Here is a 14,282-nt window from a genome sequence, read left to right as displayed (position 1 = left end):
AGTTGGAGGTTTTTTTGTTACCAGTTATTCATAATTGAGCTAAACAGTGTAGCAGGGTCTTGTCCGCCGCCGCCTGATAAGTATTTCGTTGTTTGCGTAGAATTAGCATTATCAAAGCCAGCGTGGATAGAAACGACTGCATCATCGGTATACCCGACAAACCAAGCATCTTTGACATCGTTGGTTGTACCAGTTTTACCTGCAGCATCTCGTGAAGAACGAGCGTTAACACCTGTTCCATAGCTTTTTTCAATCACATCTTGCAGCATGGATGTCATTGTATCCGCATTTTCTTCACTCATTACTCTCTCTGTCTGAATGTCTGGCTTTTTCACTTCACCGTCGCGCATCTCAATTTTTCGAATTGCGTACGGCTTAGTCATAACGCCTTTGTTAGCAAAAGTTGTATATCCTTGTGCTAACTGAAGGGGAGAGAACGTTGTCGTCGTTCCTCCAAGAGCAAGCCCTAATTTTGACTTATCGTCATCTTCAAGAGGAAGTCCAGCTTTTTCCATAAATTTTGCGCTTGTATCAATACCAATTTGTTTTAAAAGCCAAACAGCTGGAACGTTGAGTGAACGAGTAAGTGCTTCACGCATTGTCACATGCTTTTGATATTCACCTTCTGCGTTTTTAGGGCTATATCCACCGCCAAAGTCTTGTCGTTCGTCACTTAGGAGTGAAGTTGGTGTATAATCTCCAGTTTCTAAGGCTGGACCATATACGGCTAAAGGCTTAATAGCTGAACCAAGCTGATAGCCGCTTGTAGCACGGTTTAAGCCGTTTCGCTCATAGCTGCGTCCTCCATACATCGCTGAAATCCCACCTGTTTTAGGGTTGACAGCTGAAATTCCAACCTCTACTTTGCTGTTGATGGCATCATCTCGGAACGTATGATTTGCTACAGAGTTATTAATCGATTCCTGTAAATTAGGATCTAAATCTGTATAAATGGCATAACCACCCTTATAAAGGTCATCAGCAGATACGCCATACTGTTGAGCAGCTTCTTTAATTACATAATCAATAAATGCTTGATTAGAGTTCGGTTTTTTAACAGGAACACTAGGCTCGACTACACGTTCGTTTAACGCTTGCTGATACTGAGTATCGCTAATAACGTTTTGGTCATGCATCAGTTTCAATACAACGTTTCGTCGGGCTGTCGCTTTTTCTGTACTATTGCTTGGTGAATACGTACTCGGCGCTTTTGGCAGTCCCGCTAAAAGCGCAGCTTCGCCTACGGTTAAATCTGATACAGGCTTATTAAAATAAAGCTGAGAAGCTGCACCAATACCATATACACCGCTTCCGAAATAAATTTGATTTAAATATAATTCCAAAATTTGATCTTTTGTAAATTGTCTTTCTAAGCCTAGTGATAGAAACATTTCATCTACTTTACGTTTAATGGTCTTATCACTAGATAAGTAAAGATTTCTTGCTAACTGCTGTGTAATGGTACTTGCGCCTTCAGCTTTACTCATTGTTACAATGTTCTTAAAAAGGGCGCGGCCAATACCTTGTAAATCAATCCCAAAATGCTTGTAAAAGCGACGGTCTTCCGTTGCAACAAACGCCATTTTTACATAATCGGGAATTTCATTGCTCGAAACATTTTGACGGGGAACGGTTTTATACAATTCGTCAATCTTACGGTCATTTTTGTCATAGATTACCGTACTTTGAACCGACTGCAGTTTCGAGTAAGATAAATCAGCCGTTTGCTGAAATTGCTTTAATACATAGGTAACTCCCAGCATTACAATTAAAACAACGACTAAAAAGGCTAAAATAAATTTCCTCATGTTGGTTCACTCCACTAAGTAATAATTCCATGTTCACACATAGCTACATTCTTCGTCTTTACAAGGTCGTTATGTAAAGAATGCTGAAGTTTGTTGACCCATTCAATCTTTTAACAGAGAGATGGGTGATAAAGTATTAACGTTCACAAGCTGACGCGCTAAGTTTAATAAAGGCTATTATTCAAGTGCAGGTAAGTTTTTAGGGTATAAGATGATTGACATGAATAGCTCTTTACGCAGTTATTTTTTGCTTACTCGCAGATGCTTCGTTTTTTTATTAAACTGAAACAAAGTGAAATACAATCATCTGAACTTAGTTTACCCATAAATTTGTGTTTGTCAAATAAAGTCGTATAAAGCACCATTCGGGGCTTTGTTCCCCTTTATGAAAAAACAAGCTGGTATTTTACGTTCTGTTTCTCATAGAAAAAAGTTGTTATAACACGTATAAGAAATAAGATTTAGTACGTTCGGGTATAAATGCTGATATCTGTTGAAAGTAACGAAATAAAGAAAAAATTAACTAATTTATCAGACTAGGGCACTTTTTATACGAAGGAGGACGGGCGAGTTTTAATCATTATCCACCTTTTGACGGGAGCACTTAGCTAAAAGTGGAATATTTCTTTCCTCGCTGTAAGTCAAACGAATTAAATACCTAGCTGCATATGAGCAATGGCCATATGAAGTTATTCAGTATTATGTGATACTGCCAGCAAAACATACAGGTATTTCTTTGACAGTAGTTCCTTTACAAATGCTTCGAAAGTTCTTATAATAAAATTATCTTTAATTCGAGATATTCAAAAGGAGTGGATATACGTGAAACATATTTTTAAAAAAGGAACGGACGAGACGAAACCGACTTTATTGCTGTTGCATGGTACAGGAGGTACAGAACAAGATCTGCTCCCTGTTGCAGATATGATTGATTCCTCTTGCTCCGTATTATCTGTAAGAGGAAATGTACTAGAAAACGGAATGCCTCGTTTCTTTAGACGTTTACAAGAAGGAATATTTGATATAGAAGATTTAATTGAACGCACAAAAGAACTTCATCAATTTTTAGATGAAGCGGCTGAAACATACTCATTCGACCGACACAACATCGTAGCTGTAGGCTACTCAAATGGTGCCAATATTGCAGGAAGTTTGCTATTTCATTATGAAAATTCTTTAAAAGGGGCGGCTCTTCTTCATCCGATGGTTCCAAGAAGAGGAATTGAAGTGCCTAAGACCGACGCTTCTATCTTTATTGGCGCAGGCACAAACGATCCTATTTGCCCAGCATCAGAAACGGAAGAACTTTCTGCGCTTTTAGAAAAAGCTGGAGCGGACGTACAGGTGCATTGGGAATCATTTGGCCATCAGTTAACACGAACAGAAATTGAAGCAGCTGAAAAATGGTATCGAGCAAAATTTTAATTTAAAAACTTTCCGCATTCGTGCGGGAAGTTTTTTTATTTTTAAAAAATAATGAAAGCTATCGTACAAAAGATAGATATAAATGGTAAAAAGTACTTTTTTTACTGAATGAAGGGAAATTTTATGATATCATTTTATTTCCGGTATATCCTTGAAGAATAGCTATTTTTAGGTAAAGTATCAAATTATTTTAAAATTCCTGGCTTCTATCACAAAAAAATGAAACCAAAGTCTGAGTAAACCGTTATAATAAATGCAGGATTTAAATTCAAAAGGATGGTTAAAAGCATATGACTCGTTTTTTTATTGTTTTACTTTTCGTTCTAATGGTTATATGTGTATATACCATTATTTCGCAAACCCTTTACCGTCGCTATCATTCATCAGTCATAATAAAAGGGGTAAAAAAGCATAAAATAGCTATAACATTTGATGATGGACCTCATCCTGTTTATACGCCAAAAATTTTGGACTTGTTCAAACTGCATGAAATGAAAGCTACTTTTTTTATTGTGGGAGAACTAGGGGAAAAACACCCGTCTATTTTAAACAGGATGATCGATGAAGGACATGAAGTAGCTATACATCATCATCGTCATGTGAGTGCATGGACGCAAACACCTTGGCAATTAAAAAGACAAATTCATCAATGTGCACAGGTTATAGAGAAAGTAACAAATCAAAAGCCGCTTTTTTATCGTCCGCCGTGGGGACATTTAAATATGAGCAGTTTATCAATGGCCAAGCCATATCACCTTGTGATCTGGACAGGAATCTTTCAGGATTGGACACTAAAAACAACGAAAACGGCATTAGTTCAAAAACTAATGCGTAAAGTAGAAGATGGAGCCATTTTTGTTTTACACGATAATGGAGATACCCCGGGAGCAGATGAAAAAGCACCTGAAATGACGATTGCGGCGTTAGAAGAATTTTTACCTTACTTAAAACAGCAAGGGTATGAAAGTATAACCATGCAGCAATTGATGAATCAATCGTAAATAGAGGAGCGAGCAGTGGACTTAACAATTATTTCTCAGTATATACATTCCTATGGTTATATTGTTATTTTACTTGTACTTTTTTGTGGGATTGTTGGAATTCCAGCGCCTGAAGAATCATTTTTAATATTATTAGGCATGTTTATTGCCAAACATCAGCTGAACTTATACGAATCATCTCTTTTTGCTTTTTTAGGTGTTATAACTGGAATGCTTACTGCTTACGGGCTAGGAAGGTATGCGGGAACCCCATTTTTCGATAAGTACGGAAAATACGTAGGGTTAACCAAAGAAAAAATTGAAGCGGCAAGCGGCAGCTACCATAAATATGGGATATGGACCATTTTATTTGGTTTATATATTCCGGGCTTGCGTCAGATTAGCCCATATATGGCGGGAATAAGTCGCTATCCGTTTTTGCTTTATTTATTGTTATCGGTAGTAGGAAGTCTAGTATGGGTCCTTTCTTTTCTGATTTTGGGTTACTACGTAGGAGATCGAATTCATATTTCGTATATTATCATGGGCGCTGTAGCTTTTTTTGTCATTTATTTACTTATAAAAAGAACAAGAAACCGAAAACGTCTTGAGAGGAGGGATGGTCAATGAGGAAGGTTTTATTCTTACCGCTTTTTCAGATGCCATCTGGTCATCACCAAGTAGCAGACGCCGTTATGGATGCCATCATGGAGCGTTTTTCGCACGTTATTTGTCAAAAAATTGATTGTTTAAGCTATTGGAGCAAACCGCTTGAACAAATGATTTCATCAATATACATGAAATGGATTTCTGTTTTTCCAAAGCAGTTTGAAAAATTTTATTACGGTCATGTATACAAAAAAAACGACCATACGATGGATGACTTTGTTGTGAAAAAGTGGCCGATTATCGAATACCATATGAAGAAGTTAATTGATGCAGAGCAGCCGGATGTCATTGTTTGTACACACAGCTTTCCTTCCTGTGTATTAAGCGGGTTAAAAGAAAAAGGAATCATTGATCTTCCTATTATAAACGTATACACCGACTTCTTAGTAAGCGACGTATGGGGTAAAAATGGAATTGAGCTTCACTGCGTACCTGATCAGGATACAAAAGCGTTTTTACAAAACGTTCACGGTGTAAAAGAGTCTTCTATTTATGTAACGGGAATTCCGGTTCATAAAGCGTTTTTAAAAAGACGGATTGACCATCTCATGCCACAGAAACATATACTGATTGCCGGAGGGAATTCCGGCCTTGGAAATGTACGCAAAATGCTTCAGCAGCTTCCGCAAAACTGTACGTATATGTATTATGTGCTGTGCGGAAAAAACAAAAAGTTGTATCAAGAACTAATAAAATTAAACCACCCGAGAATTAAAGCGGTCTCGTATGTAAAATCGAGAGAGAAAATGAATGATTTATATGAGGAAGCAGATGCCATTGTCACAAAAGCGGGGGGAGTGACAATTAGCGAAGCCCTTCACAAGAGACTACCTATTTTTATTCACTCATCTCTTCCCGGTCAAGAACAAATTAACATTGAATATCTCAAAGAAAAAGAGCTGCTGATACCGCTTAATGATGCTGAAGCCTTTGAGCAGCAGCTTAAGAACATTTTAGAAAATGATGTGAAACGAAACCGCTTGATAAAACGAATGGACGAATATGTAGACAGCTTAGAAGTAAAAGTAGATCGCGTGCTTGCAGATCATTTTAAGCTGTATCGATATGAGACAAGTCAAAATCAATTTTAAGCAGAACATTGGTTATTTCTTTTTACATTCGATAAACTAACTGTAGAGATAACATCTGTAGAAGGTTAAATGAAGTAAAAGGAGATTATAATATGAATTCAGTTATTGAAACGATTTTAAATCATCGTTCTATTCGCAAATATGAAGACAAACCATTGTCCGAAGAGCAAATTCAGACGATTGTAGAAAGCGCACAGGCAGCTTCCACATCAAGCTATATTCAAGCGTATTCCATTATTGGAGTAAAAGATAAAGAAACGAAGCAAAAGCTTGCTCAATTAGCAGGAAATCAGCCTTACGTAGAAACAAATGGCCACTTCTTTGTATTTTGCGCTGACTTTCACCGTCATGATGTCATTGCGCAAATGGAGAAAAAAGATTTATCGACAGCGCTCGAAAGCACAGAGCAGTTTATGGTAGCTATTATTGACGTTGCCCTTGCTGCGCAAAATGCAACGCTTGCTGCTGAATCAATGGGACTTGGAGCTTGTTACATTGGCGGTTTGCGTAACGAATTAGAAGAAGTAAGCAAAGTGTTAAAACTGCCTCATCATGTAATCCCGTTATTTGGTCTAACGGTTGGACATCCAGCGGGTATTACGGATAAAAAGCCGCGCTTACCATTTAAACATGTGTATCATGAAGAAACATATGAGCCGAACGATGAGCAGACGAAAAAAGAATTAACAGCGTATAACGAAGAAATTTCTGCTTATTACAATGAAAGAACAAATGGCAAACGCCAAGACACATGGACTGGCCAAATGGCTGAAATGCTTTCCAATCCTAAGCGTATGTATATGAAAGAATTCGTTGAAAAGCAAGGATTTAACAAGAAATAAAAAAGCTGAGACAAAAGTAGTTTAGCCGAATTGAAAAGCGAACCGCTCATCAAAATTTTTGATGAGCGGTTCGCTTTTTTTGTTATGGTGAACATAGGTTTCATTTATATAGTTCCTTCTAGTAGTTGACTGGATTCATTTCGTTATGTCCCAACCTCTTTTTTTGTTATGAAAAAAACTTAATATACCCGTTAAATGGTCAATAAAAAAGAAGAGGCATAGCCAGTAACGATAGAGAAATTTAACTATTTTAGTAAAAACAACAATAAAAAGCAGTAAAAAGTAGAAACGTTTCATCATATACCCAAATTATCAGAAATATTACGATTAAACGTTCTGTTTTGTTAAGTTTTGTAATAAAAGTAGCATGGCTCTGTAACGGCTGTGAAATGTGAGGATGATATCATTCAATCATTGAGTAAATAAGGAGGTATTCGTAATGAAAAAATTTATATTTACTCTAGGAACAACAGCAATCCTTTCAGCGGGATTTGTAGGTGCAGCTTCTGCTTCTACAAGTGGAACGTACCACGTAGAAAAAGGTGATACGTTATGGAAAGTCGCTCAAAAGCACAGCGTGAGCGTAGACGAGCTAAAAGATGCAAATAACTTAACATCTAATATTATTTATCCAAATCAAGAATTAAACGTAGCTACTATAAAAGAAATGACACACAAAGTTCAGCAAGGAAACACATTATGGTCCATCAGTCAGCAATATGGCGTGACGGTAGATCAAATCAAAGAATGGAACGGACTGACGTCAGATTTAATTTATCCTGGCGAACAATTAAAAATTCAGTCTCCAAACGGCCAAGCTCAGCAATCGAGCCCTTCAGTAGCTCAGGCTGCGCCAGAAGCTCAGCAAGCTCAAGCGCCGGCTGAACAAACTCAAACAGAGCAACAGCAAGCTCAAACTGAACAAACTCAAACAGAGCAGCAGCAAGCTCAAGCTGAACAAGCTCAAACAGAGCAGCAGCAAGCTCAAGCTGAACAAGCTCAAAAAGAACAGCAGCAAGCTCAAGCTCAACAACAACCTGCTGAATCGTCACAACAAGCCAGCGGCAAGTCAATGACAGTTGAAGCGACTGCCTATACAGCTAATTGTGCTGGATGTAGCGGTACAACTGCTACAGGAGTGGATTTAAAAGCAAATCCAAATCAAAAAGTAATCGCTGTTGACCCTAGCGTTATTCCATTAGGTTCGAAAGTTTATGTAGAAGGCTATGGTGAAGCTGTAGCTGCCGATACGGGTGGAGCAATTAAAGGTAATCGAATTGATGTATTCGTTCCTTCTGAAGGTGATGCTCAACAGTTCGGAAGAAAATCTGTTAAAATCACGGTTATGAACTAAGAAGTTTTTTATAAAATTGCTAGTCTAGTATAGAAATACATAGCTAGTAAAGCAAAAGAGGTGCCTTATGGCACCTCTTTTTACTTTATAATACGCTTTGCTCCCGCATAGCTGTTTTTCCAGTACGCTGTTGAAAGTGATTGCGTTTTAACGCCTTTGCTGCTGACATAAATGAATTCTTGTTTATCTAGGTAAATTCCTACAACTGAAACGGATTTGCCGTTTTTAAAGAAAACTAAATCTCCAGCCTGCAGGCTGTTTTGCTTTACGTCCGTGCCGCTTTTATACTGATCCGCTACTGTACGAGGGATAGAAATATTTGAACCCGCGTTTTTATATACATACTGTGTGTACCCTGATACATCAAAACCTTTTGGTGTCGTGCCTCCATATTTATATGGCTTTCCAATCAGTGTTTTGGCATACGATACAATTTGCTGCTGTTTTGCACTAACAGAAGTTTGAGGCGCTGGAGACGGAGACGGTGCGCTTGCACTTTTCACTTTCAGCACTTGTCCGACTTTTAGCGCATCTGTTTTTAAATTGTTTAATTTTTTTAATTCAGCTACCGTCATGCCGTACTTTTTAGCGACTGCTGTCAGCGTGTCTCCTTTTTTCACCGTGTAGGTGCCATTGCTATCAGCCGGTGTAGATGGAGCTGTTGGTGAAGGTTGAATATCTTCATCAAGCAAATAACTCATATTTGCGTTAAACGTTACTTTTCGCTTTGTTTTATAGCTCTTCGCTTTTTGCTGAAATTGCGTATTGTATGCGTTGATTTCTTTTTCAAAATTTACAGAGATCTTATTAAATTCCGCGTCACTTACATCTCCATACGCATAGTCTTCAAGATCCACAATGTAATTGTAAAGAGCAATTAAGCTGTCATATAAATATCCTTGAAGCTGATCAGCTTCTGAATTAAGGTGATTCATCGCGTAATTTTTATCAGTCTTTGTTAGAAACTGGTCAATTTGATCCGCAAGCTGATCATATGCCGCTAACGCTTTTTCGTCATCTTTTATTCCTTCAATTTCTTTTAGCTTTTTTTCCACTGTTTTATAAAATGGTGCGTAATAATCTGCTAGCGAATTAACGTCTTTTTGATAAACGCTGACAGAAGAAGCAGCATAAGCAGAGTGACTAAAAACAGGCGTTGTCACTGATGCTCCTACTAAAACCGATGCTGCTATAAATGGTACAAGTAGTTTCTCTTTTTTCATTTGTAAAGTCCCCCAAATATCCAAATAATAGTATAGCAGATAGATTATACTATATTAGGTTATAAAAGAACTAGTACTTTTCCTTTAATTTCATATTTTTTAGCAGTTTGCGTACCTGATAGAAGATAATCTAAGAAACAAAGAAAATATGTGATACAATGTACAAATATTCAGTTAAAAAGGAAGTGTACGATATGCAGCAATTTATCAAAGAAATAGCGCGCGGAAAAAGAGGATCAACTAACTTAACGTATGAACAAGCAAAAGAAGCGGCTCGCTTAATTGCTTGTGGACAAGCTACGGATGCTCAGATCGCTGCTTTTTTTATCGCGGAACGTATTAAAACTGAAAATGCAGACGAACTGTTAGGATTTGTTCATGCTTTTCGTGAAAAAACAAAAGAAATACCGCTGTCTCAGCCGTTAAAAGATAAATCAATTGATTTTGCAAGCCCTTATGCAGGGAGAAATTCATTTTTTGCTACAATTCCCGTATCGATTTTATTAGCGGAAAGAGGTGTGCCTGCTTTTTTACACTGTACAGAAGCTCTTCCTCCAAAGTTTGGAACAACGATTGAAGACGTACTTCATTCGTTACAGATTCCTCAAGCTCAAACGATTGAAGACATCGGTCATACATTTGAAGCGTTAAAAATTGGCTTTGTCAATGCCGAAACAATCTCCTATCCTCTTAGTCGAATCAAACAAATTCGTCATGAAATTGGTGTCAGGACGCTAATTAATACGGTTGAAAAATTATTAAATTTATCAAATGCTTCTTCTTTAATGATGGGCGCTTTTCACCGCACAGCCATTAACAAAATTGTGCCCATTTTTGCTTCTCTACCTTTCAAACACGTATACGTGGTGCAAGGGATAGAAGGATCTGAAGATGTACCTGTACATAGAAGCAGCTTTGTTTTTACTATCTCAGAAGGAGAGATGGAGTCGTTTATTGTCAATCCAAAAGAGTACGGACTGTTTGTGGAAGAAGAGCGCTTTGAAAAGAAAATAAGTGTTGAAAAACAAGCGGAATATGTAACGCGCATTCTAGAAGGTGAAGCTTCTTCCGAACTGACTTACGTCTATAATCAAGTAGTGCTAAATGCCGGCTTGCGCTATTATCTATTTGGCTATGAAGTATCTATTGAAAAAGGAATAGACTATGCAAAACGTCAGCTAGCTGAAGGTCTAGGATGGAAACACCTGCAGAAATGGAAAAAACAAGCGATTTCGGAAGTGTAAAAGGTGAGCAAAAAAGCTCATCTTTTTTTATCGGAAGAGATAAATTCTTTGTCTTTTATCAGAAAATTTATTATAATTAGTTATATATTTATGTTAGAAAATATAACACTCGATGTGAATTAGAAAATAGATTAGGAGAAAGGAAGCTTCCATTGAAACTTACGCCGCGAGAACAAGAAAAATTAATGATTGTCGTAGCTGCCGACTTGGCAAGACGCCGTCAAACAAGAGGATTAAAGCTTAATTATCCCGAAGCAGTAGCTATTATTACATATGAAATTATGGAAGGAGCCCGTGATGGCAAGACGGTAGCACAGCTAATGCGAGAAGGCACCAAGATTTTAAAACGAGAAGATGTAATGGAAGGTATTCCGGAAATGATTCATGATATTCAAGTGGAAGCGACCTTTCCAGACGGAACCAAGCTCGTCACTGTTCATGATCCAATTCGTTAAGAGGAGGGAAAGATATGATTCCAGGGGAATACGTCTTAAAAAAAGAACCGATCACATGTAATAACAAAAAAAAATCGATTAGCGTGACTGTAATCAATAGAGGAGACCGCCCTGTTCAAGTAGGGTCCCACTTTCATTTTTTTGAAGTGAATGCGGCACTCGAATTCCCCCGCGAAGCTGCGCTTGGCTATCATTTGAATATTCCGGCTGGTACAGCTGTTCGCTTTGAGCCAGGTGATGCAAAAGAAGTAGAGCTGGTTGCTTTCTCCGGAACAAAAGAAATTTATGGCCTGAACAATAAAACAAACAGATCGCTTTCTGATAGAAAGGAAGATGTATAAGATGAGTTTTCAAATGTCGCGACGTCAGTATGCAGATATGTTTGGACCAACGGTTGGAGATGCTGTTCGCTTAGCAGACACAGAGCTATTTATTGAAATTGAAAAAGATTTCACAACCTACGGAGATGAAGTAAAGTTTGGCGGAGGAAAAGTGATTCGTGACGGAATGGGACAGCATCCTCTTGCAACGCGAAGTGAAGCAGCGGACTTAGTGTTGACAAATGCTATTATCGTTGATTATAGAGGCATATATAAAGCAGATATTGGAATAAAAGATGGACTCATTCAAACTATTGGAAAAGCGGGTAATCCCCTGTTGATGGATGAAGTAGACATCGTCATTGGTGCGAGTACAGAAGTGGTTGCAGCAGAAGGGAAAATTGTAACCGCCGGCGGTATTGATGCACATATTCATTTCATTTGTCCGCAGCAAATTGAAACTGCTCTTGCCTCTGGAGTTACAACAATGATTGGAGGAGGAACGGGACCGGCCACAGGAACAAAAGCTACCACTTGTACACCCGGAGCGTGGCATATTGAACGAATGCTCGAAGCTGCTGAAGCATTTCCAATGAATATTGGCTTTTTAGGAAAAGGGAATGCAAGTGCTAAAGAGCCTTTAATTGAGCAAATTGAAGCAGGAGCGATTGGACTTAAGCTTCATGAAGACTGGGGAACCACGGCATCTGCCATTGACACAAGCTTACAGGTAGCAGACGAGTACGATGTTCAAATTGCGATTCATACAGATACTTTAAATGAAGGCGGATTTGTCGAAGATACGATTGCAGCGATTGGTGATCGAGTCATTCATACCTACCATACTGAAGGAGCTGGAGGCGGACATGCGCCTGATATTATGGAAATGGCAAGCTTTCCAAACGTGCTTCCATCATCAACTAATCCAACAAGACCCTATACTGTCAACACGCTTGAAGAGCATTTAGATATGCTCATGGTATGTCATCATCTTGATCCCTCTGTACCAGAAGACATCGCTTTTGCTGATTCCCGTATTCGCAAAGAAACGATTGCAGCTGAAGATATTTTACACGATTTAGGTGTATTCAGTATGATTTCTTCAGATTCCCAAGCAATGGGACGTGTAGGAGAAGTGATTACAAGAACGTGGCAAACAGCTGACAAAATGAAAAAGCAGCGAGGGAAACTTGATGGTGACAGCGAAGCTGGCGATAACGCACGTGTCAAACGCTATGTAGCTAAATATACGATTAATCCAGCTATTGCTCATGGAATTTCCGAATACGTAGGATCAGTAGAAACAGGGAAAATAGCTGACTTAGTCCTATGGGAGCCAGCGTTTTTTGGAATAAAGCCTGACTTGATTGTAAAAGGCGGTTTGATTGCACACAGCTTAATGGGAGATCCTAACGCTTCAATTCCAACCCCACAGCCGGTTTTATACCGTCCGATGTTTGCTTCTTATGGAAAAGCAAGAGCTAAAACGTCTCTTACATTTGTGTCAAAAGCAGCGTACGAGAACAAAGTGGGCGAGAAACTGGGGTTACAAAAGCTGCTTAAACCGGTTAAAAATATTCGTCAATTAAAAAAAACAGATATGAAGTTAAACGGAGAAATGCCTAAAATTGAAGTTGATCCCCAAACGTACGAAGTAAAAGTAGATGGACAAATGATTACATGTGAAGCAGCAGAAGTTGTTCCTATGGCGCAGCGATACTTTTTATTTTGAGGTGAAAGAAATGGTAATCGAAAAAATTATTGGAAATATGGCAACATTAGAAAAACGGGCTCCACATATAGAAAAGGTATATATCGAAAGTGATCACTTAGTAAAACGCGTTCAGCGCGTTGTAACAGATCACGGTAAGGAACTAGGAATTCGTCTAAAAGAAAACCGTGAGCTCACTGATGGCGACGTGCTGTTTATGGATGAAAGCAATATGATTGTTGTGCAGGTGCTGGCAGACGATATTTTGACGATTCAGCCGATTGATATTCAGCAAATGGGAGAAATTGCTCATCAGCTTGGCAACCGACATTTGCCGGCACAGTTTGAAGGTGGAGACATGCTCGTACAGTACGATTATTTAGTCGAAGAATTGCTTCAACAGCTTGATATTCCCTATAAGCGCGAAAAAAGAAAAGTAAAACAAGCTTTTAAGCATATCGGACACAGTCATGACTAATTCATTGCTTTCGCTGATTCAACTATGTGATTCAAATTTTCCATCCGGTGCATTTTCACATTCGTTTGGCTTTGAAACGTATATTCAGCGAGATCAAATTCACAACACAGAAACCTTTCAAGAAGCGCTTCGTACATACCTTGATGTTCAGCTGACGTATACGGACGGCTTAGCATGCAGACTGGCTTATGAGTATGCGGCTCATGACCAGTTTAACGAAATTATGAGAGTGGATCATGAATTATACGCTCTTGCTTTGTCAAAAGAAACAAGAGAAGGGACAAGACGCGTGGGCCAGCGCATGTTAAAACTTTGCTTAGAGTTATTTCAAGGCTCTTATTTAGAAAAGTATATGAGTGAGGTAAAAGCAAAGAAGGCGTATGGACATCCTGCTGTTGTATTTGCGTTAGCCAGCCTGCAGTTAAATATCACAAAAGAAGAGGCAATTTTAAGTCACTTGTACGCTAGTATTTCTTCGTTAATTCAAAATGCTGTTCGCGGCATACCGATCGGTCAAACGGATGGACAAAAAACGCTCGTTCTTTTTCAGCCGCTGCTGCAGAAAGCACTTCAGCATATTTTACAAGCGGATCAAGAGGAATTTGGTGCCGTGACACCAGGGTTAGAAATCGCTCAAATGCAGCATGAACAATTGCATGTCCGATTGTTCATGTCATAAAAA

The 14,282-nt window shown here is 38.6% G+C and carries 14 protein-coding genes; 12 read left to right on the top strand and 2 right to left on the bottom strand.

Annotated elements, in window-relative coordinates:
- Window positions 1-17: 17 nt before the first annotated feature.
- Window positions 18-1,808, bottom strand: coding sequence for a transglycosylase domain-containing protein (locus tag ACFX4E_RS11835; RefSeq protein WP_377238157.1), 1,791 nt, complete (start codon window positions 1,806-1,808; stop codon window positions 18-20).
- Between the two features lie 822 nt (window positions 1,809-2,630).
- Between ACFX4E_RS11835 and ACFX4E_RS11830 the strand changes: the two genes are divergently transcribed.
- The 6 genes from ACFX4E_RS11830 (at window position 2,631) to ACFX4E_RS11805 (ending at window position 8,169) form a co-directional block, all read left to right on the top strand.
- On the top strand, window positions 2,631-3,233 hold the full coding sequence (locus tag ACFX4E_RS11830; RefSeq protein WP_028409123.1) for an alpha/beta hydrolase: 603 nt from the start codon (window positions 2,631-2,633) through the stop codon (window positions 3,231-3,233).
- Window positions 3,234-3,523: 290 nt separating this feature from the next.
- Complete coding sequence (locus ACFX4E_RS11825) at window positions 3,524-4,234, top strand: polysaccharide deacetylase family protein (protein ID WP_060746959.1); 711 nt, start codon at window positions 3,524-3,526, stop codon at window positions 4,232-4,234.
- Between the two features lie 15 nt (window positions 4,235-4,249).
- Window positions 4,250-4,843, top strand: a complete 594-nt coding sequence (locus ACFX4E_RS11820; RefSeq protein ID WP_013083764.1) for a DedA family protein — start codon at window positions 4,250-4,252, stop codon at window positions 4,841-4,843.
- The gene (locus ACFX4E_RS11815) at window positions 4,840-5,973 is read left to right on the top strand and encodes an MGDG synthase family glycosyltransferase (RefSeq protein WP_377238156.1); all 1,134 of its coding nucleotides are present in this window, start codon (window positions 4,840-4,842) and stop codon (window positions 5,971-5,973) included. The genes ACFX4E_RS11820 and ACFX4E_RS11815 overlap by 4 nt, the downstream gene beginning before the upstream one ends.
- Window positions 5,974-6,065: 92 nt before the next feature.
- The gene (gene nfsA, locus ACFX4E_RS11810; protein WP_377238155.1) at window positions 6,066-6,815 is read left to right on the top strand and encodes an oxygen-insensitive NADPH nitroreductase; all 750 of its coding nucleotides are present in this window, start codon (window positions 6,066-6,068) and stop codon (window positions 6,813-6,815) included.
- Between the two features lie 439 nt (window positions 6,816-7,254).
- On the top strand, window positions 7,255-8,169 hold the full coding sequence (locus ACFX4E_RS11805) for a 3D domain-containing protein (RefSeq protein WP_377238154.1): 915 nt from the start codon (window positions 7,255-7,257) through the stop codon (window positions 8,167-8,169).
- An 80-nt stretch (window positions 8,170-8,249) separates the two neighbouring features.
- Here the strand turns inward: ACFX4E_RS11805 and ACFX4E_RS11800 are convergent, their stop codons facing one another.
- Window positions 8,250-9,392: a C40 family peptidase gene (locus ACFX4E_RS11800; RefSeq protein WP_377238153.1), complete on the bottom strand. Its 1,143-nt coding sequence runs from the start codon at window positions 9,390-9,392 to the stop codon at window positions 8,250-8,252.
- 194 nt (window positions 9,393-9,586) lie between these two features.
- Here ACFX4E_RS11800 and ACFX4E_RS11795 point away from each other — a divergent pair, with 194 nt between their 5' ends.
- The 6 genes from ACFX4E_RS11795 to ACFX4E_RS11770 all read left to right on the top strand — a co-directional run bounded on the left by ACFX4E_RS11795 (window position 9,587) and on the right by ACFX4E_RS11770 (window position 14,279).
- Entirely contained in the window at window positions 9,587-10,636 is a 1,050-nt protein-coding gene (locus ACFX4E_RS11795; RefSeq protein WP_377238152.1) for an anthranilate phosphoribosyltransferase, read from the top strand.
- Between the two features lie 152 nt (window positions 10,637-10,788).
- Window positions 10,789-11,091, top strand: coding sequence for an urease subunit gamma (locus ACFX4E_RS11790; RefSeq protein ID WP_071273344.1), 303 nt, complete (start codon window positions 10,789-10,791; stop codon window positions 11,089-11,091).
- Window positions 11,092-11,105: 14 nt separating this feature from the next.
- On the top strand, window positions 11,106-11,432 hold the full coding sequence (locus ACFX4E_RS11785; RefSeq protein ID WP_377238151.1) for an urease subunit beta: 327 nt from the start codon (window positions 11,106-11,108) through the stop codon (window positions 11,430-11,432).
- A gap of 1 nt (window position 11,433) precedes the next feature.
- Window positions 11,434-13,143 (top strand): urease subunit alpha, encoded by a 1,710-nt coding sequence (gene ureC, locus ACFX4E_RS11780; protein WP_377238150.1) that lies wholly within the window; start codon window positions 11,434-11,436, stop codon window positions 13,141-13,143.
- Between the two features lie 10 nt (window positions 13,144-13,153).
- Window positions 13,154-13,600 (top strand): urease accessory protein UreE, encoded by a 447-nt coding sequence (gene ureE, locus ACFX4E_RS11775; RefSeq protein ID WP_050689807.1) that lies wholly within the window; start codon window positions 13,154-13,156, stop codon window positions 13,598-13,600.
- Window positions 13,593-14,279: an urease accessory protein UreF gene (locus ACFX4E_RS11770; protein ID WP_098334428.1), complete on the top strand. Its 687-nt coding sequence runs from the start codon at window positions 13,593-13,595 to the stop codon at window positions 14,277-14,279. The genes ureE and ACFX4E_RS11770 overlap by 8 nt, the downstream gene beginning before the upstream one ends.
- Window positions 14,280-14,282: the final 3 nt, after the last annotated feature.

This window comes from Priestia sp. YIM B13491, assembly GCF_042787605.1.
GTDB lineage: Bacteria > Bacillota > Bacilli > Bacillales > Bacillaceae_H > Priestia > Priestia megaterium_E.
The sequence above is the reverse complement of the archived record's forward strand: the minus strand, read 5'-3'. Positions and strand labels throughout refer to the sequence as shown.

What these genes read in the sequence shown, in the direction of transcription:
- ACFX4E_RS11835 (WP_377238157.1), bottom strand. Translation starts at nt 1,808, where the DNA reads ATGAGGAAATTTATTTTAGCCTTTTTAGTCGTTGTTTTAATTGTAATG.
- ACFX4E_RS11825 (WP_060746959.1), top strand. Translation starts at nt 3,524, where the DNA reads ATGACTCGTTTTTTTATTGTTTTACTTTTCGTTCTAATGGTTATATGT.
- ACFX4E_RS11815 (WP_377238156.1), top strand. Translation starts at nt 4,840, where the DNA reads ATGAGGAAGGTTTTATTCTTACCGCTTTTTCAGATGCCATCTGGTCAT.
- nfsA (WP_377238155.1), top strand. Translation starts at nt 6,066, where the DNA reads ATGAATTCAGTTATTGAAACGATTTTAAATCATCGTTCTATTCGCAAA.
- ACFX4E_RS11805 (WP_377238154.1), top strand. Translation starts at nt 7,255, where the DNA reads ATGAAAAAATTTATATTTACTCTAGGAACAACAGCAATCCTTTCAGCG.
- ACFX4E_RS11800 (WP_377238153.1), bottom strand. Translation starts at nt 9,392, where the DNA reads ATGAAAAAAGAGAAACTACTTGTACCATTTATAGCAGCATCGGTTTTA.
- ACFX4E_RS11795 (WP_377238152.1), top strand. Translation starts at nt 9,587, where the DNA reads ATGCAGCAATTTATCAAAGAAATAGCGCGCGGAAAAAGAGGATCAACT.
- ACFX4E_RS11785 (WP_377238151.1), top strand. Translation starts at nt 11,106, where the DNA reads ATGATTCCAGGGGAATACGTCTTAAAAAAAGAACCGATCACATGTAAT.
- ureC (WP_377238150.1), top strand. Translation starts at nt 11,434, where the DNA reads ATGAGTTTTCAAATGTCGCGACGTCAGTATGCAGATATGTTTGGACCA.
- ureE (WP_050689807.1), top strand. Translation starts at nt 13,154, where the DNA reads ATGGTAATCGAAAAAATTATTGGAAATATGGCAACATTAGAAAAACGG.
- ACFX4E_RS11770 (WP_098334428.1), top strand. Translation starts at nt 13,593, where the DNA reads ATGACTAATTCATTGCTTTCGCTGATTCAACTATGTGATTCAAATTTT.